Here is a 17,914-nt window from a genome sequence, read left to right on the forward strand (position 1 = left end):
GATTCTAACCGACGCGCATGTGAGCGGATGACGGGAGGGGGCGTGTCGTCCGCTTGCGACACGCTGCATCCCGATGCAGAATTGTCGCGTCGACGACACAAAGATGCCGCGAAATGTCGATTGTGTCGGATTGCGGAACATTTAATGGACTATAAAGCCATTGTCCGTTCCGATTTGTGCGCGTACATTTCATGGCCGCGCCAATGTTTGAGAAATATCAAGCGTGGTTTTCCCGAATCCGGTGTTCGAGAGAAGGAAACATGCACAACGACAACACTCCCCACTCGCGTCGCGATAACGACGCAGCCGCATCCGGCATCACGCGGCGTCAATGGCTGCAGGGCGCACTGGCGCTGACGGCGGCGGGCCTCACCGGCTCGCTGGCGTTGCGGGCCCTGGCCGGCGATCCCGGCACCGCGCCGCTCGATACGTTCATGACGCTCTCCGAAGCACTGACAGGCAAGAAAGGGCTGAGCCGCGTGCTCGGCGAACGCTTTCTGCAGGCCTTGCAGAAGGGCTCGTTCAAGACGGCCGACGGTCTGTCCCAGCTCGCCGGCGCGCTCGCATCCGGCTCGTTGAATCCCGATCAGCAGGCATCCGCGCTGTCGATTCTCGAAGCGTGGTATCTCGGTATCGTCGACAACGTCGTGATTACGTACGAAGAAGCATTAATGTTCAGCGTCGTGTCCGATACGCTCGTGATCCCGTCGTATTGCCCCAACAAACCCGGCTTCTGGGCCGAAAAACCGATCGAGAGGCAAGCCTGATGGCCGATACCGATACGCAAAAAGCCGACGTCGTGGTCGTCGGGTCCGGTGTCGCGGGCGCGATCGTTGCGCACCAGCTCGCGATGGCGGGCAAGTCGGTGATCCTGCTCGAAGCCGGCCCGCGCATGCCGCGCTGGGAAATCGTCGAACGTTTCCGTAACCAGGCGGACAAGACCGATTTCATGGCGCCGTACCCGTCGAGCCCGTGGGCGCCGCATCCGGAATACGGCCCGCCGAACGACTACCTGGTCCTGAAGGGCGAGCACAAGTTCAACTCGCAGTACATCCGTGCGGTGGGCGGCACGACGTGGCACTGGGCCGCGTCGGCGTGGCGCTTCATCCCGAACGACTTCAAGATGAAGACCGTGTACGGCGTCGGCCGCGACTGGCCGATCCAGTACGACGATATCGAGCATTACTATCAGCGCGCGGAGGAAGAGCTCGGCGTGTGGGGCCCCGGCCCCGAGGAAGACCTGTACTCGCCGCGCAAGCAGCCGTACCCGATGCCGCCGCTGCCGTTGTCGTTCAACGAGCAGACGATCAAGAGCGCGCTCAACGGCTATGACCCGAAGTTCCACGTCGTGACCGAGCCGGTCGCGCGCAACAGCCGTCCGTACGACGGCCGGCCGACCTGTTGCGGGAACAACAACTGCATGCCGATCTGTCCGATCGGCGCGATGTACAACGGCATCGTGCACGTCGAGAAGGCCGAGCAGGCCGGCGCGAAGCTGATTGACAGCGCGGTCGTCTACAAGCTCGAGACGGGTCCGGACAAGCGCATCACCGCCGCGGTCTACAAGGACAAGACGGGCGCTGACCATCGCGTCGAAGGCAAGTACTTCGTGATCGCCGCGAACGGCATCGAGACGCCGAAGATCCTGCTGATGTCGGCGAACCGCGATTTCCCGCACGGTGTCGCGAACAGCTCCGACATGGTCGGGCGCAACCTGATGGACCATCCGGGCACGGGCGTGTCGTTCTACGCGAGCGAGAAGCTGTGGCCGGGCCGCGGCCCGCAGGAGATGACGTCGCTGATCGGTTTCCGCGACGGCCCGTTCCGCGCGACCGAAGCCGCGAAGAAGATCCACCTGTCGAACATGTCGCGCATCAACCAGGAGACGCAGAAGATCTTCAAGGCCGGCAAGCTGATGAAGTCCGGCGAGCTCGACGCACAGATCCGCGATCGTTCCGCGCGCTTCGTGCAGTTCGACTGCTTCCACGAAATCCTGCCGCAACCCGAGAACCGCATCGTGCCGAGCAAGACGGCCACCGACGCGGTCGGCATTCCGCGCCCGGAAATCACGTATGCGATCGACGACTACGTGAAGCGCGGCGCCGTGCATACGCGCGAGGTCTATGCGACGGCCGCGAAGGTGCTGGGCGGCACGGAGGTCGCGTTCAACGACGAGTTCGCGCCGAACAACCACATCACGGGCGCGACGATCATGGGCGCGGATGCACGCGACTCGGTCGTCGACAAGGACTGCCGCACGTTCGACCATCCGAACCTGTTCATCTCGAGCAGCTCGACGATGCCGACCGTCGGTACGGTGAACGTGACGCTGACGATCGCGGCGCTGGCGCTGCGGATGTCGGACACGCTGAAGAAGGAAGTCTGACCGTGCGGAAATCTATTCTCACCTTCCTGCTCGCCGGTTGCTTCGCGCTGCCGGGCCTCGTGCGCGCGGCCGACCCGGCCGATCCCGCGCAGATCAAGCGCGGCGAATACCTCGCGGTCGCGGGCGACTGCATGGCCTGCCACACCGCGAAAGGCGGCAAGCCGTTCGCGGGCGGCCTCGGGATGCCGGTGCCGCTGCTCGGCAAGATCTATACGAGCAACATCACACCGGACCCCGACACCGGCATCGGTAACTGGACGTTCGACGACTTCGAGCGCGCGGTACGCCACGGCGTGTCGAAGAACGGCGACAACCTGTATCCGGCGATGCCGTACGTGTCGTACGCGAAGGTCAACGACGACGACGTGCAGGCGTTGTACGCGTACTTCATGCACGGCGTCGAGCCGGTCAAGCAGGCGCCGCCGAAGAACGAGATTCCCGCGCTGCTGAGCATGCGCTGGCCGCTGAAGATCTGGAACTGGCTGTTCCTGAAGGACGGCGCGTACCAGCCGAAGCCGGCGCAGAGCGCCGAGTGGAACCGTGGCGCGTATCTGGTGCAGGGCCTCGCGCACTGCAGCACGTGCCACACGCCGCGCGGTATCGCGATGCAGGAGAAGTCGCTCGACGAGACGGGCGGCAGCTTCCTGTCGGGTTCGGTGCTGGCGGGCTGGGACGGCTACAACATCACGTCCGACCAGAACGCGGGGATCGGCGGCTGGACGCAGCAGCAACTCGCCCAGTACCTGCGTACCGGCAGCGTGCCGGGCGTCGCGCAGGCGGCCGGCCCGATGGCCGAGGCGGTCGAGCACAGCTTCTCGAAGATGACCGACGCCGACATCGGCGCGATCGCGACGTACGTCCGTACGGTGCCGGCCGTCGCCAACGGCGACGCGAAGCAGTCGCGCTCGTCGTGGGGCAAGCCGGCCGAGGACGGCCTGAAGCTGCGCGGCGTCGCGCTCGCGTCGTCGGGCATCGACCCGGCGCGGCTGTATCTCGGCAACTGCGCGACGTGTCACCAGATGCAGGGCAAGGGCACGCCGGACGGTTACTACCCGTCGCTGTTCCACAACTCGACGGTCGGTGCGTCGAATCCGGCGAACCTCGTGCAGGTGATCCTGAATGGCGTGCAGCGCAAGGCCGGCAGCGAGGACGTCGGGATGCCCGCGTTCCGCAACGAGCTGTCGGACGCGCAGATCGCCGCGCTGACGAACTACCTGACCGGGCAGTTCGGCAACCCGGCCGCGAAGGTGACCGAGCAGGACGTCGCGAAGGCGCGTTGACGCCGGGCGCGGCGCAGTACGAAGCAGGGCAACGCTGACAAGAGGAGGCGCACAGCACATCGGGCGGGCCCCGATGCCGGTTGTTGCAGAGCGGGGCGGGTGGCGCTGGCGGCCGCCCGTCCTGGTTCATTGGCAATCCGGTGCGTGTCGTTCACGCATCGTTTTCGTTGATCGCACCATGACACCGAATCAACCGTTTCTCGCGTCACAGCGCGATGTGCTGCTGCTGCTTTCCCGAATCCTGCTCGTGATCCTGTTCGTGATGTTCGGCTGGAAGAAGATCGCTGACTTCTCCGGGACGATCGCGTTCATGGGAAGCGAGGGCGCGCCGGCGCCGATCATTTCGGCGGCGATCGCCGTCGTGATGGAGCTGTTCGCCGGCATCGCGATCCTCGTCGGCTTCCAGACGCGGCCGCTCGCGCTGCTGCTTGCGCTGTATACGATCGCCACCGGCATCATCGGCCACCACTACTGGACGATGACGGGCGGCGAGCAGATCAACAACATGATTCATTTCTACAAGAACATCGCGATCTCGGGTGGCCTGCTTGCGCTCTGCGCGGCGGGCCCCGGTCGTTTTTCGATCGATCGCGGATGAACGGACCGCCGGCGCGCGCATGGGGCGCGTGTCGGACTGTCGAGACTCGGAGGGGCATCATTTTGCGACTCAAATACTTCGCATGGCTGATCGTGGCCGCCGCACCGGCGGCCGCGTTCGCACAGACGAGCGTGTCGCTGTACGGCCGGATCGACGGCGGCGTCGAATACCTGAACCACATCGCGACGCCGAACGGCAGTTCGACGCGCTGGAGCGCGGAAGGCGGCGACTGGGGCACCAGCATGTTCGGCCTGAAGGGCTTCGAGGATCTCGGCGGCGGGATGTCGACGGTCTTCAACCTGGAAACCGCGTTCCAGGTGATGAACGGCACGACGGGCGGCGGACGCTTGTGGTCGCGCCGCGCGTATGTCGGGCTGAAGAGCAACACGTGGGGCCAGCTGCAGGCCGGCCGCAACCTGTTCATCGACAGCGACGGCGTGTGGGAATTCGATCCGTTCGTCCAGCAGGCGTTTTCGTCCGCATCGCTCGTGCGCGGCCGCAACTGGCAGCAGAGCAGCAACAACATCGAATATCACAGCCCGGTGATCGCCGGCTTCGACGTGCAGGCGCAATATGCGTTCGGCAACCAGTCGCGCGGCTTCAATTACGGTGCGGCCGACGACTTCGGCCGCTCGGACGGGATCATGCTGTCGTACCACTCGGCGCTCTTCGACGTGCGCGGCCTCTACGACGAGCTGCGCGACAACAACGGCAAGTTCAGCAACATCTTCACCGCGTCGCGCGAATATTTCGTCGGCGCGAACGTCAAGGTGTCGAAGTTCAAGATCCAGGGGGCCTATACGCACTACCAGGCGCCGGACAGCCCGACCGGCGTCGCCGATCGCGCCGATCACTACTGGCTCGGCGTGACTTACGCGGCCAATCCGGAGTGGGCCGTGACGGGCGGCGGCTATTACGTGAAGGTCGGCGACGGCGGCGGCGATGCGTCGCACGATCCGTCGGGCCACGCGATGATGTACGTGCTCGGCACCACGTACAACCTGTCGAAGCGCACGTTCCTGTACGGCACCGTCGCCTATGTGCGCAACGGCGGGAATTCGAACTTCTCGCTGCTCGCGTCGCCGCGCGACGCGACGTCGGGCACGAGCCCGATGACGGGCGAGTCGCAGACGGGCGCGTATGTCGGGATGATGCATACGTTCTGAGCGGGGCAACGCCAGATACGCAAAAGGCACGGGTCGTCGTGCCTTTTTCATTAGCGGCATGCGGCAGCTTCGGCCGCATCGGCCGCCGGTCAGTCGAGCGCCTTACCGGCTTTTTCGTCCATGCAGCGAATCGCGAGCAGCGTCATCGCGCCACAGCCGATCGCATACCACGCGGGCGCATTCGGATTGCCGGTCGCCGCGATCAGCCAGGTGACGAAGAACTGCGCGAAGCCGCCGAAGATCGCGACCCCCACGCTGTAGACGAGCGCACCGCCGGTGGCACGCACGGCACGCGGAAACAGTTCGCCGAGCATCGCACCGGTCGCGCCGATGTTGATCGCATGCACGATCGACAGCGCGGCGATGATCGACAGCAGCGACGCGGCGCCCGGCCAGCGGTTCAGCGCGATGAACGCCGGGTAGATCGCGGCCATCAGCACGATGCGCGTCCACCAGACGATCCGGTTGCGCCCGTAGACGTCGGACAGGTGGCCGCCGATCGGCGTCACGAGCATCAGGATCGCGCCGGCGACGCAGCCGGCCGTCATTGACAGCCAGGTCGGCAGGTGCAGCACCTGCACGCCGTAGATCGCCATGTAGAACACGATGATGTAGTGGATCGACGTGCCGCCGATCGTCACGCCGAGGCCGGCGAACACGGCCTTGCCGTGATGGCGCAGCACGTCGGCGAGCGGCAGCGACGCGACCGGTTCGTCGTGCGCGGCGGCAGGCGCGGCGGCCGGCACTTCCTCGACGGTGTGGCGCAGCCAGTAGCCGATCGGCACGAACAGCGTGCCGATCACGAACGGCACGCGCCAGCCCCAGCTTTCGAGCTGCGCGGCATTGAGCGTCGACGTCAGCGCGACACCGGTGAGCGCGCCTGCGAGCGCGGCGAGCCCCTGGCTCGAGAACTGGAACGATGCGTAGAAGCCGCGGCGGTGCTGCGGCGCCTGTTCGAGCAGCAGCGTCGTCGACGCGCCGACTTCGCCGCCCGATGCGAACCCTTGCAGCAGGCGCGCGAGCACGAGCAGCAGCGGCGCGGCGATGCCGATCTGCGCGAAGGTCGGCGCGACCGCGATCGTCGCGGTGCCGAGCGCCATCAGCAGCAGTGTCAGGATCATCGCCTTCTTGCGGCCGGCGCGGTCGGCGTACATGCCGATCACGAGGCCACCGAGCGGGCGCGTGACGAAGCCGACGCCGAAGCTCGCGACCGCGAGCATCAGCTGCCCGAACGACGAATGCACCGGAAAGAACAGCTTGCCGATCAGGATCGCGAAGAAGCTGTAGACCGTGAAGTCGTAGAACTCGAGCGCGTTGCCGACGGCGGCGGCCGCGATCAGGCGGCGTTTCTTCGCGGCGGCGCGGGCATCGGCCGGCGAGCGGGCGAACGAAAGGGCGGACGTTTCCATGGGGTTCCCCTGGTAGGCGCGGAACGGGTGGTGAAGGGCCGTCAGGCCGCGAGCCAGGCTTCGGCGACGCGAACCCAGTAACTCGCGCCGATCGCGAGGATGTCGTCGTTGAAGTCGTAGCCGGGGTTGTGCACCATGCAGCCGCCCTTGCTGCCGATCCCGTTGCCGATGAACGCATAGCAACCCGGGCGTGCTTCGAGCATGAACGCGAAATCCTCGCTGCCCATCAGCGGCGCGGCCTCGGTTTCGACGCGCTCGGCGCCGAGCATCTGGCGCGCGATGTCGGCCGCGAACGCGGTCGGCTCCGGATGGTTGACGAGCACCGGATAGCCGTAGTCGTAATCCACGTCCGCGGTGACGCCGAAGCTTTCTGCCTGGCCCTTCGCGAGCGCGTCGATGCGGCGCGCGAGCAACGCGCGCACGTCGGCGTTCAGCGCGCGCACCGACAGCTTCATCACGACGGTTTCCGGAATGATGTTGAAGGTCTCGCCGGCTTGCACGCTGCCGACCGTGATCACAGCCACATGCTGCGCGTCGACCTCGCGCGCGACGATGGTCTGCAGCGCGACCATGATGCTGCCCGCGGCCGACATTGGGTCGCGGGCGAAGTGCGGCATTGCGCCGTGGCCGCCGACGCCGCGCAGCGTGATCGTCACGCGGTCGGCCGACGCCATCGCGGCGCCGGTGCGGAACGCCATGTCGCCGGCCGCGCGGCCCGGCATGTTGTGGATCGCGAAGATCGCATCGCACGGGAAGCGATCGAACAGGCCGTCGTCCATCATCGATTTCGCGCCGCCGAAGTTCTCCTCGGCCGGCTGGAAGATCAGGTTCAGCGTGCCCGAGAACTGGCGCGTGGCCGCGAGGTGACGCGCCGCGCACAACAGCATCGCCGTGTGGCCGTCGTGGCCGCAGGCATGCATCTTGTTCGCATGGCGGCTCGCGTACGGCAGGCCAGTGGCTTCCGCGAGCGGCAGCGCGTCCATGTCGGCGCGCAGGCCGACGGTGCGCGTGCCTTGGCCTTCACGCAGCACGCCGACGACGCCCGTCTTGCCGATGCCGCGATGCACTTCATAGCCCCAGCCCGTCAGCAGCTCGGCGACGAGATCGCTTGTCAGCGTTTCCTCGAACGCGAGTTCCGGGTGCGCATGGATGCGGCGGCGCACTTCGATCAGGTCCGGGGCGATCGCGGCGATGCCGGGGATGACGGGGTTCACGGCTTGCAGCATGGTGTCTCCTGTGGGGCCGGTGGGGCGTTTGACGCGCATATGACGTGAAAGCATATAAATTTCTTTTGCGCACCAGAAGCTGATAAATTGCTTTGGTGCACACCACTGGTTGCCGCCCGGGAATACCCTGAGCCGGCATGCGCGGCGCCGCACAGGGTTTCCACGAATCACGCATGCCGCCATGAAATACCATCAGCTGAAAGCGTTCGTCACCGTCGCGGACGAGGGGAGCATCCGCGCGGCCGCGCGGCGCCTGAACGTGTCGCCGGCGGCGCTGACGAAGGCGGTCAAGGAACTGGAGATCGCGCTCGGCGTGTCGCTCGTCGTGCGCACCGCGCGCGGCGTGCAGCTCACCGCGTTCGGCCAGCAGCTGCAGGTGCGCGCGCGGCTGATCGTCGCCGAGATGCAGCGCGCGCGCGACGATATCGAGCAGGCGCAGGGCGCGATGACGGGCTCGGTCGCGGCGGCGATCACGCCGGCCGCCGCGGTGACGATCCTGCCCGATGCGTTTCGCGCGTTCCGGCGGCGTTTTCCGGTGGCGCGCGTCAATTTGATCGAAGGGTTTCCGGGGGTCGCGCTGCCGCGCCTGCACGACGGCTCGCTCGATTTCGCGGTGGCCGTCGTCGTGCCCGAGCTGCTGGCGGCCGAATTCGATCACGCGGAACTCTACGCGAGCCGATCGCTGATCGTCGCGCGCAAGGGACATCCGCTCGCGTCGGCCACGTCGCTCGCCGATCTCGTCGAGGCCGACTGGCTGATGAATCCGTCGCCGGAAAGCTCGACCCAGGTGTTGTTCAACTCGTTCGTCGCCTACGGGCTGCCGGTGCCGCAGCGGGTCGTCGAATGCCCGAGCTTCGGGCTCGCGCACAGCCTGATGACGGGCTGTGACCTGATCGCATCGATGCCCGAGCAACTGCTGCAGGGCGAGTGGGCGCGCGACCAGCTCGTGGTGCTGCCGATCCGCGAGCGGCTGCCGGGTGTCTCCGTGCAGGTCGTCACGCGCCGCGACAGCCCGCTCACGCCGGCCGCGGCGATGCTGCTCGACTGCCTGCGCGATTCCGCTCGGCGCAAGGGGCTCAGGTGAGCCGGCGCATGCGCGGCACGCACGCCATCCAGTAGTGATCCTGACTATCGGCCGCGCGCGTTCGGCGTTTCCCGCGTGCGGCGCGCGCTTGCGGCACGGGCGCCGCGAGCCGGTATCATAGCGACCGGCCTGCCGCTCCGGCCGGCTTCCAACAACACGCCATCAGGCATCCAGCAATCAGAGGCATCACATGACCAGTGCAACCCAATTCGACAACGTATCGGTCGTCAAGCGCGCGAACGTCTATTTCGACGGCAAGTGCGTGTCGCATACCGTGCTCTTCCCGGACGGCACGCGCAAGACGCTCGGCGTGATCCTGCCGTGCGCGCTCAACTTCGGCACGGACGCGCCCGAATTGATGGAAGTGCAGGCCGGCCAGTGCCGCGTGAAGCTCGACGGCAGCAGCGAATGGCAAACCTATGGCGCCGGCGAATCGTTCTCGGTGCCGGGCAAGAGCCGCTTCGACATCGAAGTGCTCGAGACGCTCGACTACGTCTGCAGCTACCTGTAAGCGCACAAGCACATGGGCGCGGGTTGCGCCCGCATCGGCCTCGGCGCATGCGCGCGGTCGATGCACCGAAACAAAAAGCCCCGCCGAAGCGGGGCTTGTCGCATGCGGACGGCGCAATGCCGTCCGGCGCAGGGCTTACAGGCAGGCGTTGATGTCGCCCGCGGCAGCGGCGTCGCCGCGCATGCCGACCCATGTCTTCGCGCCCGGCTTCCACGACGGGCGAACCATCGCGGCCGCGCCGTTCGGCGGTTGCTGGCCCGGTGCGTAGACATCGGTCGCGAGGCCGTTGGCGAGCACGTTCTGCGTGACCACCTGTTGCTGCGACTTGTCAGCCCAGGTCTTGGCGATGCACGCCGACACGTCCTGAGCGGATTTCTGGCTTTGTCCCGCATTCTGCGCGGCGGGATCGGCTGCGTGAGCAGAAATTGCCACGGTCAATGCGATGAGCGGTAAGTATTTCACGTTCACGTTTTATCTCCCTCGAGTCGTGATTGATTGAGTGGGATGCGCAGCAGCACTGCGTACCTGTGAGATGGCATCGCACGAATGCGGTTCCGGCGATTCCGCAACAAGTTGTTAACGCACTTGCCAAACGGCAACCCGGATGCTGTGGATTCTGCTGCTGTGCGGCATGCGTCGTGCGCGGCCCGCATTGGACGGGGGACGCGGCATCGACGTCATGCGTCGTGTGGTCGGCTCGCTGCCCGGTGGTGTGGCGGATTGATGGCCGCGGCGTGCTGCATGTGTCTGCATGTCGCGCCGCGACGCTTCTTTATTGGATGACGAAGTGGAATGGCTGAATGTGGTGGCCCCGTCGCATGAGCACCATGATGACAAACTTTCGTCGGACGAATTGTCAACGAAGTTTAAACGCCGGACGCGGCGGAAGGCGAAGCGGCGCGCGTGCTGCGCGCCGCTTGGCGAGGCCGGGTGATACGGAGGGGAAGTGGTGCGCGGCCGGAACGCCGCGCAAGCGGGACGTGTCAGCCGGCCTTGCGGGTGCCGGCGTCGCGCAGGTTGGCCGGCACGACCGGACGGAAGCGCTCGCGCTTCTGTTCGTCGTCGAAGTGCTGGAGCGCGGGCTTGATGAGGTCGCTGCGCGACACGAGGCCGGTGATGCGCAGCGATTGCGGATCGTCGACGACCGGCAGGCGTTCGAGGCCCAGCACCGCGAGCCGCGATGCGACCACGCGGCACGTTTCGTATGCCTGTGCGACGGCGGGTGCGCGATCGGCGAACGCGCTCGCGAGCGTCGCGCCGGGCCCGGCTTGCGCGCGCTGCGCATCGAGCGTCGCGCGATCGACGAGACCGAGCAGGCGGCCGTTCTGCACGACCGGGTAGGCACGGTGCACCTGCTTCGCGCCGAAGTACTGCGACTCGACTGCGTCGAGCGTCGTTGCGCCGTCGATCGCGACGAGCGCGGCGGCCGGCGTCATCACTTCGGCCACGTCATGTCGTTCGAGCGGGTCGACGCCGTATTCGCGGTAGATGTGATAACCGCGGCGCGCGATCTTTTCCGTCATGATCGAGCGCTTCATTACGACGGTCGCGAAGCCGTGCGCGACGAGCGTCGCCGCGAGCAGCGGCAGCAGCGCGTTCGCGTCGTGCGTGAGGCCGAACGCGAATACGATCGCGGTCAGCGGCGCGCCGAGGGTGGCGCCGAGCGTCGCGGCCATGCAGACGAGCGGCCACAGCGCCGGGTCGCCGCCGGGCAGCATCGGCGACAGCACGGTGCCGAGGCCCGCGCCGAGCATCAGCAGCGGGGCGAGCACCCCGCCGGACGTGCCGGAGCCGAGCGCGATCACCCACATCACGGCCTTCACGATCAGCAGTGCGAGGGCGATCTTCAGCGCGATGTGCTGATGCAGCAGATCGCCGATCACGTCGTAGCCGACGCCGAGCGCGCGCGGCTCGAGCCAGCCGCCGATGCCGATCACGATCGCGCCGAGCGCCGGCCACCACATCCAGTGCACCGGCAGCTTCGCGAAGGTGTCCTCGACGCGGTACAGGGCCGCCGACAGGCCGCACGCGAGCATGCCCGACAGAAGGCCCGCGACGATGCACGACAGCAGCGCGACGGGCGTCGGCGACGCGGTGGTCAGCGGAAACAGCGGGTCGACGCCGAAGAACACGGCGCGTGCGAAACCGGCCACCGCGCAGGCGAGCGCGACCGGCAGGAAACTGCGCGGGCGCCATTCGAACAGCAGCAGTTCGACCGCGAGCAGCACGGCAGCGACCGGCGTGCCGAACACGGCCGTCATGCCGGCGGCCGCGCCCGCGACGAGCAGCGTCTTGCGCTCGGCCGCGGTCACGTGCACGCATTGCGCGATCAGCGAGCCGAGCGCGCCGCCCGTCATGATGATCGGGCCTTCGGCACCGAACGGGCCGCCGCTGCCGATCACGACGCCGGACGACAGCGGCTTGAGGATCGCGACCTTCGGCGACATGCGGCTCTTGCCGAACAGGATCGCCTCGATCGCTTCGGGAATGCCGTGGCCGCGGATCTTGTCCGAACCGAAGCGCGCCATCATCCCGACGATCAGGCCACCGATCACCGGCACGACGATCACCCATGCGCCGAGCGTGTTGTGGGCGGGCGAGCGGTCGGCGAACGACAACTGCTGGAAGAAGAACAGGTTCGTGAACAGATGAATCAGGCTCAACAGCACGAACGCCGCCAGCGTGCTGAGCAAGCCGATCCCGGCAGCTAGCAACGCGATCCTGGGCAGGCGTTCGTTGGTCGAGAAATCGCGTTTGTGTGGTGCGTTCATCGGAGTCGGAAAGGTCGGTAAAGCTTGGGTCAGTAATCGATCTGCGGGACCTGGAATGCGTCCTTGAGCGATTTCAGCTCGGCGCGATGCATGGCCGCGAGTCGCGCGAGCAGCGTTTCGCCGGCTTCTTCGAGGTGGACCTCGACCTGCCGGCGGTCCGCTTCGCTCGTCTTGCGCTTCACGAGCCCGAGTGCCTCGCAGCGTGTCACCAGCGCGACGACGCCGTGATGCTGCGCCTGCAGGCGTTCGGCGATTTCTCCGATGGTTGCCCATTCGCGGTGTGGGTAGCCCTTGATGTGCAGCAGCAACAGGTATTGCAGCGGCGTCACGCCTTCGCTTTGCGCGGCGCGCTCGGAGAAGCGCTCGAAGCAGCGCATCTGGTAGCGGAACTCGGACAGTTGCTGAAAATCGCTCTTGGTCAGCGCGCGTCGGGTATCGGTCATTGCAGTCGGTCGGGCGGTCAGTTTCGGTAGCGTGAATATATCACAACATGATATAAATGGACGATTTTCAGCGGAATTTCCAGCATTCCGCTGCTCGTCGCGGTTACGCGGTTACGCGGCCGCGCGCATCTGCGTCTGCTGGTACAGGCCCGTGACGAGATCCGTCTGCGTAATGATCCCGACGAGCCGGTGCGACGCGTCGACGACCGGAATGTGGTGGTGGCCCGAATGCGTGAACAGCGGCACCAGCGCGGTGATCGGCATGGCCTGCGGCACGCATGCGACGTCGCGGGTCATCACGCTGGCGACGCTGGGCGGCTGGCCGCCGAACGACTGCGGCAACCGCGCGGACAGCCGCTGCCACAGCGGGGCCGGGCGGCGCAGCTGGCGCGTGAGGTCCGCGCGCGTGACGATGCCGATCAGGCGGTCCTCGCCATCGACGACGGGCAGCGCCTTCACGCGATGGCGATCGAGCAGCGTGAGCGCGGCCGTGACCGACGTCGACGGCGCGACCTCGATCGCGTTTTTCGTCATCAGGTCGGCGCAGGTGAGCTGGCCGAAGGTGCGCGTATACGCCTGCATCTCGGTTTCGCGCAGCAGCATTTCGAGATCGTCCGGATCGACGTCGAGCCATTCGCTGCGGCGCTTCAGCACCGCGTCGAGGTCGGCGCGCGTAAAGCCGCCGCGCACCGGCGCGGCGCTGCCGGCCTGCGGTTTCGCATCGGGGCGCACGCCGCCGTGCGGATAGCGGTGCCCCGTCAGCGCGTGGTACACGAGCGCGGCCGACAGCAGGATCGCCGATTGCAGCGCGATCGGCTCGACCACGAAGCCGAAGCCGAGCGCGTGGATCGCCGGGCCGCCGAGCACGGCCGTCAGCGCGACCGCACCCGACGGCGGGTGCACGCAGCGCAGCGCGAACATGCCGCCGATCGCGAGGGCGACCGCGACCGCGGCGGCCGTGATCGGATCGGCGATCCATTGCGCGCACGCGACGCCGACGGTCGCCGCGACCAGGTTGCCGCCGATGATCGACCACGGCTGCGCGAGCGGACTCGCGGGCACCGCGAACAGCAGCACGGCCGACGCGCCCATCGGCGCGACGAGCAGCGGCACGAGGCCCGGCACGCCCGGCAGCAGCCGCATCGTGGCGCCGACCGTCGCGATGCCGACGAGCGCGCCGGTGCACGAGCGCATGCGCTCGCGCCAGCCGAGCGTCATCGGATGGGGAATGAAGCTGTGCAGCCATTGGCGCAACGTGCGGCGCGACGGGGAGGAGCCTGACGACATGGGTGATAAGCGGTAAAAATGACGGCGCAGGTGATGCCTGGCGCGAAGCATGAAATTATATCGCGTCGTGATACAAATTGTCGCACCGCGTCAACGCGTTGCATGCGCGCGACGTGTACGGCTTGCGGAAAGCTTTCATCCGATGAAAGCCTGGAGGCCGGGCGATTGCCCAAATTTGTCTGCAGCGGCGTACAATTCGGGCCACCGAATTCCCCGATATGCCACAACCACGCACGCGATGCCCGCTCTCCCGCCTTTTCCCCGGCATGGTGATCGCTTGCGCGTGGTTCGCGCGCACGCCCCGATTCCCGTCTGACGCGAGCGCCGCCGACGTTTCCCCACCGACACTCCCCAAGCCAATTCAATGGACATGCTCGAAAACATGCGCCTGTTCGTGCGCGTTGTCGAAGCCGGTAGTTTTACCGCGGTCGCCAAAGAAATCGATGCGACCACCGCGCAGGTGTCGCGCGCGGTGTCGAATCTCGAAGCCCACGTACAGACACGCCTGCTGCATCGCACGACACGCCACCTCGGCCTCACCGAAAGCGGCGAGCGCTACTTCGAGCGCGCGAAATCGATCCTTGCCGAATTCGACTATGCGAACGCCGAGGCGCGCAACGCGCTGCTGCGGCCGAGCGGCAAGATGCGCATCCATGCAATGACGGGGCTCGGGCAGAGTCACGTCGTGTCGGCGATCGTCCGCTACCAGGAAGACAACCCGGACGTGTCGGTCGAGCTGACGCTCGCGCAGCGGATGCCGAACCTCGTCGAGGAAGGCTACGACGTGTCGATCGTGACCGCGTCGCAGCTGCCCGATTCGGGCTATGTCGCGCAGACCTGCGGCACGAGCTGCAGCGTGCTGGTCGCATCGCGCGACTACCTGGCGCGGCACGGCACGCCGCAGACGCCCGACGACCTGCCGAACCACGTATGCCTGCGCCTCGACACGCCCGCATCGCCCGCCAGCGAGTGGCGGCTCGAGCGCGGCGACGACGAGGATACCGTCTACGAACTGCAGCCGGCGCCGTTCCAGGTCAACGTGCCGGATGCGCTGTGCGTCGCGGTGCGCGCGGGGCGCGGGATCGCGTGCGTCGCGCTGTATACGGTGCTCGACGACATCCGCGCAGGGCGGCTGATCCGCGTGCTGCCCGAGTACCGGCTGCAGACGGTCAGCGTGTACGCCGTGTATGCGACACGCCGCTATCTCGACGCGAAGATCCGCACCTTCCTCGATCACCTGCGCACGACGCTCACGCCCGCGCTGGAAAACGATCTGCGCGAACTCGACCGGCTCGCAGTCGAGCCGCCGGCCGGCCGCCAGCGGGCGTAATGCCGCCGGCGTTCGGCACCCGGGCCGCGCCGCGCGTCATGCGCCGGGCGTGACGCGAATCCGCTCGAAGCGGCCCGCGAGCCATGCGTACGCGGCGATCCCGATCAACCCGTGCGCGGCGACGAACCACAGTGCACCCGCGAACGAGCCGGTGTGCGCGACGAAGTAGCCGATCACGAGCGGCGTGACGATCCCCGCGATGTTGCCGAGGCCGTTGAACACGCCGCCGCTCAGGCCGACCATTCCTTCCGGCGCGGTATCGGCGAGCACGGCCCAGCCGACCGCGGCGAGCCCCTTGCCGAAGAAGGCGATCGTCATCAGCGCGATCACGACGGCGTTCGACGATGCGCCGTTCGCGAGCACCAGCAGCGTCGCCATTGCCATGCCCACGACGAACGGCGTCTTGCGTGCGCGCGACGGATGCACGCCGCGCCGGATCAGCCAGTCCGACAGCACGCCGCCGAGCACGCCGCCCGTGAAGCCGCAGAGCGCCGGCAGCGCGGCGACCCAGCCGGCTTCCATGATCGTCATCCCGCGCCCCTTGATCAGGTAGATCGGGAACCACGTGATGAAGAAGTAGGTGAGCGCCGTGATGCAGTACTGGCCGATATAGATCGCCCACAGGTTCCGGTGGCGGAACAGCTGCGACGCGTCGTGCCACGACACGCGCGGACGGTTGCGGACGCGGTTGGCCTCGAGATCGACGAGCGCGCCGTGCGCGCGCAGGTAGTCGCGCTCGGCGTCGCTCACGCGCGGATGGCCGTGCGGCTCGCGATACCACGCGAACCAGAGCGCCGACAGCGCGACGCCCAGCATGCCCATCCACAGGAACACGTGTTCCCAGCCGAGCGCATGCGTGAGCCACGCCATCGCGGGCGTGAACAGCACGACGGCCATGTATTGCGCGGAATTGAACAGCGCCGATGCGGTGCCGCGCTCGGCGGTCGGGAACCAGCACGCGACGATCCGCGAATTGGCCGGGAACGCTGGCGATTCGACGAGACCGAGCATGAAGCGCATTGCGAACAGCGCGAGCGTCGCGGCGGCGCCTTGCACCGCGAACCATCCGACTGTGCCCTGCAGCATCGTGAACACCGACCACAGCAGCAGGCTTAGCCCATACACACGGCGCGCGCCGAAGCGGTCGAGCAGCCAGCCGCCCGGGATCTGGCCGACCGCATAGGCCCACGCGAATGCCGAAAAAACGATGCCGAGCTGCACGGGCGTCAGCCCGAGGTCGTGGGCGACGCCGGTGCCGGCGATCGACATCGTCGCGCGATCCGCATAGTTGATGACGGTGACGGCGAAAATCAGTGCGAGGACCGTGTAACGGACGCGGCCGATCGTGCGCGATGCGGCGGGCGACGCGGTGACGGCGGCGCCGCCGCTGGATCGATTGGACATGCGAGTCTCCTGGCCCCCGTCGTGCGAAGGCGTTTCGTTTGGTGTCGTAGTCGGGGCCGGGTGGGGCGGCGCTCAGCGCGTGACGCTGGTCGGCGGGCGCTGGCCCGCGAAGCACGCGGCGAGGTTGGCAAGCACGATCCGGCCCATTGCTTCGCGCGTCTCGTGCGTCGCGCTCGCGCGGTGCGGCTGCACGACGACACGCTCGAGTTCGAGCAGTGCCGGCGGCACGTGCGGTTCGTTCGCGAACACGTCGAGGCCTGCGCCGGCGATCGTGCCGTCCGCGAGCGCACGCACGAGCGCCGCTTCGTCGACGAGCTTGCCGCGCGCGACATTGATCAGGAATCCTTGGTTGCCGAGCGCGGCGAGCACGTCGGCCGTGACGAGCACGTTGCCGTGATCGGCCGACGCCGCGAGCACGAGCACGTCGCTGTCGCGCGCGAGCGCGATCAGGTCGGGCTCGTAGCGATAGCCGCTGTCGCGGTGTTCGCGCGGGCCGCAATAGCTGACCGGCATCCGGAATGCCTGCGCGCGCTGCGCGATCGCGCGTCCGACCCGGCCGAGGCCGACGATGCCGAGCCGCTTGCCCGTCACCTGCGTCGCGAGCGGCTGTGCGGCTTTGCCCCAGCGGCCGGCGCGCACGATCCGGTCGCCGGCGCCGAGGTCGCGCAGCGTCATCAGGATCAGCCCCATCGCCATGTCGGCGACGTCGTCGGTCAGCACGTCGGGCGTCGTCGTCACGTGGATGCCACGGGCGCGGGCGCGGTCGAGATCGACGGCGTCGGTGCCGATGCCGCTGATCGCGACGATTTCGAGCGCGCTCAGCCGGTCCATCAACGCGGCGGACAGGCCGTTCGCGCCACCCGTGACGACGCCGCGGATACGCGGCGCGACGCGCTCGAGCAGCGCCTCCGGTTGGTCGGCCGCATACAGCCGGTGTACCGCGTAGCGGGCGGACAGTTCGGCGTCGATGGCGTCGGGGAGCGGCTGGGTGAGCAGGATGTCGATGGTCATGAAGGTTT

16 protein-coding genes are annotated in these 17,914 nt (G+C 67.3%); 8 read left to right on the forward strand and 8 right to left on the reverse strand.

Annotated elements, in window-relative coordinates:
- Positions 1–260: 260 nt before the first annotated feature.
- From GEM_RS19340 to GEM_RS19360, 5 genes are all read left to right on the forward strand, one after another.
- Positions 261–767, forward strand: a complete 507-nt coding sequence (locus tag GEM_RS19340) for a sugar dehydrogenase complex small subunit (protein ID WP_014899065.1) — start codon at positions 261–263, stop codon at positions 765–767.
- Positions 767–2,386, forward strand: a complete 1,620-nt coding sequence (locus tag GEM_RS19345; RefSeq protein ID WP_014899066.1) for a GMC family oxidoreductase — start codon at positions 767–769, stop codon at positions 2,384–2,386. Before GEM_RS19340 ends, GEM_RS19345 begins: the two co-directional genes overlap by 1 nt.
- Positions 2,387–2,388: 2 nt before the next feature.
- Positions 2,389–3,666 carry a c-type cytochrome gene (locus GEM_RS19350; protein ID WP_014899067.1) on the forward strand — a complete coding sequence of 426 codons (1,278 nt, stop codon included), beginning with the start codon at positions 2,389–2,391 and terminating at the stop codon, positions 3,664–3,666.
- 178 nt (positions 3,667–3,844) lie between these two features.
- Positions 3,845–4,264, forward strand: coding sequence for a DoxX family protein (locus tag GEM_RS19355; RefSeq protein WP_014899068.1), 420 nt, complete (start codon positions 3,845–3,847; stop codon positions 4,262–4,264).
- A 62-nt stretch (positions 4,265–4,326) separates the two neighbouring features.
- Positions 4,327–5,430, forward strand: coding sequence for a porin (locus GEM_RS19360; RefSeq protein WP_014899069.1), 1,104 nt, complete (start codon positions 4,327–4,329; stop codon positions 5,428–5,430).
- Between the two features lie 89 nt (positions 5,431–5,519).
- Here the strand turns inward: GEM_RS19360 and GEM_RS19365 are convergent, their stop codons facing one another.
- The gene (locus tag GEM_RS19365; RefSeq protein ID WP_014899070.1) at positions 5,520–6,839 is read right to left on the reverse strand and encodes an MFS transporter; all 1,320 of its coding nucleotides are present in this window, start codon (positions 6,837–6,839) and stop codon (positions 5,520–5,522) included.
- 41 nt (positions 6,840–6,880) lie between these two features.
- Positions 6,881–8,065 carry a M20 aminoacylase family protein gene (locus GEM_RS19370; protein WP_014899071.1) on the reverse strand — a complete coding sequence of 395 codons (1,185 nt, stop codon included), beginning with the start codon at positions 8,063–8,065 and terminating at the stop codon, positions 6,881–6,883.
- Between the two features lie 181 nt (positions 8,066–8,246).
- Here GEM_RS19370 and GEM_RS19375 point away from each other — a divergent pair, with 181 nt between their 5' ends.
- Together GEM_RS19375 and GEM_RS19380 are read left to right on the forward strand one after the other, a co-directional pair.
- Positions 8,247–9,149: a LysR substrate-binding domain-containing protein gene (locus tag GEM_RS19375; protein ID WP_014899072.1), complete on the forward strand. Its 903-nt coding sequence runs from the start codon at positions 8,247–8,249 to the stop codon at positions 9,147–9,149.
- Positions 9,150–9,339: 190 nt separating this feature from the next.
- Positions 9,340–9,660, forward strand: coding sequence for a pyrimidine/purine nucleoside phosphorylase (locus tag GEM_RS19380; protein ID WP_014899073.1), 321 nt, complete (start codon positions 9,340–9,342; stop codon positions 9,658–9,660).
- Positions 9,661–9,795: 135 nt separating this feature from the next.
- Here GEM_RS19380 and GEM_RS19385 read toward each other — a convergent pair whose 3' ends face one another.
- From GEM_RS19385 to GEM_RS19400, 4 genes are all read right to left on the reverse strand, one after another.
- A complete protein-coding gene (locus GEM_RS19385) occupies positions 9,796–10,128 on the reverse strand; it encodes a hypothetical protein (RefSeq protein ID WP_014899074.1) in 333 nt (110 codons plus the stop codon).
- Positions 10,129–10,643: 515 nt separating this feature from the next.
- Entirely contained in the window at positions 10,644–12,431 is a 1,788-nt protein-coding gene (locus GEM_RS19390) for a chloride channel protein (RefSeq protein ID WP_014899075.1), read from the reverse strand.
- Between the two features lie 29 nt (positions 12,432–12,460).
- Positions 12,461–12,874 carry a MarR family winged helix-turn-helix transcriptional regulator gene (locus GEM_RS19395; RefSeq protein ID WP_014899076.1) on the reverse strand — a complete coding sequence of 138 codons (414 nt, stop codon included), beginning with the start codon at positions 12,872–12,874 and terminating at the stop codon, positions 12,461–12,463.
- A 111-nt stretch (positions 12,875–12,985) separates the two neighbouring features.
- Entirely contained in the window at positions 12,986–14,161 is a 1,176-nt protein-coding gene (locus GEM_RS19400) for an HPP family protein (protein WP_014899077.1), read from the reverse strand.
- Between the two features lie 364 nt (positions 14,162–14,525).
- Between GEM_RS19400 and GEM_RS19405 the strand changes: the two genes are divergently transcribed.
- Complete coding sequence (locus GEM_RS19405; RefSeq protein WP_014899078.1) at positions 14,526–15,491, forward strand: LysR family transcriptional regulator; 966 nt, start codon at positions 14,526–14,528, stop codon at positions 15,489–15,491.
- A 36-nt stretch (positions 15,492–15,527) separates the two neighbouring features.
- Here GEM_RS19405 and GEM_RS19410 read toward each other — a convergent pair whose 3' ends face one another.
- Complete coding sequence (locus GEM_RS19410; protein ID WP_014899079.1) at positions 15,528–16,895, reverse strand: MFS transporter; 1,368 nt, start codon at positions 16,893–16,895, stop codon at positions 15,528–15,530.
- Between the two features lie 72 nt (positions 16,896–16,967).
- Entirely contained in the window at positions 16,968–17,906 is a 939-nt protein-coding gene (locus tag GEM_RS19415) for a 2-hydroxyacid dehydrogenase (protein ID WP_014899080.1), read from the reverse strand.
- Positions 17,907–17,914 lie beyond the last annotated feature (8 nt).

It is taken from the genome of Burkholderia cepacia GG4 (assembly GCF_000292915.1).
GTDB lineage: Bacteria > Pseudomonadota > Gammaproteobacteria > Burkholderiales > Burkholderiaceae > Burkholderia > Burkholderia cepacia_D.

Bases quoted from the DNA above. Each gene is read 5' to 3' on its own strand.
- GEM_RS19340 (WP_014899065.1), top strand. From the start codon at position 261: ATGCACAACGACAACACTCCCCACTCGCGTCGCGATAACGACGCAGCC.
- GEM_RS19345 (WP_014899066.1), top strand. From the start codon at position 767: ATGGCCGATACCGATACGCAAAAAGCCGACGTCGTGGTCGTCGGGTCC.
- GEM_RS19355 (WP_014899068.1), top strand. From the start codon at position 3,845: ATGACACCGAATCAACCGTTTCTCGCGTCACAGCGCGATGTGCTGCTG.
- GEM_RS19365 (WP_014899070.1), bottom strand. From the start codon at position 6,839: ATGGAAACGTCCGCCCTTTCGTTCGCCCGCTCGCCGGCCGATGCCCGC.
- GEM_RS19370 (WP_014899071.1), bottom strand. From the start codon at position 8,065: ATGCTGCAAGCCGTGAACCCCGTCATCCCCGGCATCGCCGCGATCGCC.
- GEM_RS19375 (WP_014899072.1), top strand. From the start codon at position 8,247: ATGAAATACCATCAGCTGAAAGCGTTCGTCACCGTCGCGGACGAGGGG.
- GEM_RS19380 (WP_014899073.1), top strand. From the start codon at position 9,340: ATGACCAGTGCAACCCAATTCGACAACGTATCGGTCGTCAAGCGCGCG.
- GEM_RS19390 (WP_014899075.1), bottom strand. From the start codon at position 12,431: ATGAACGCACCACACAAACGCGATTTCTCGACCAACGAACGCCTGCCC.
- GEM_RS19395 (WP_014899076.1), bottom strand. From the start codon at position 12,874: ATGACCGATACCCGACGCGCGCTGACCAAGAGCGATTTTCAGCAACTG.
- GEM_RS19400 (WP_014899077.1), bottom strand. From the start codon at position 14,161: ATGTCGTCAGGCTCCTCCCCGTCGCGCCGCACGTTGCGCCAATGGCTG.
- GEM_RS19405 (WP_014899078.1), top strand. From the start codon at position 14,526: ATGGACATGCTCGAAAACATGCGCCTGTTCGTGCGCGTTGTCGAAGCC.
- GEM_RS19410 (WP_014899079.1), bottom strand. From the start codon at position 16,895: ATGTCCAATCGATCCAGCGGCGGCGCCGCCGTCACCGCGTCGCCCGCC.
- GEM_RS19415 (WP_014899080.1), bottom strand. From the start codon at position 17,906: ATGACCATCGACATCCTGCTCACCCAGCCGCTCCCCGACGCCATCGAC.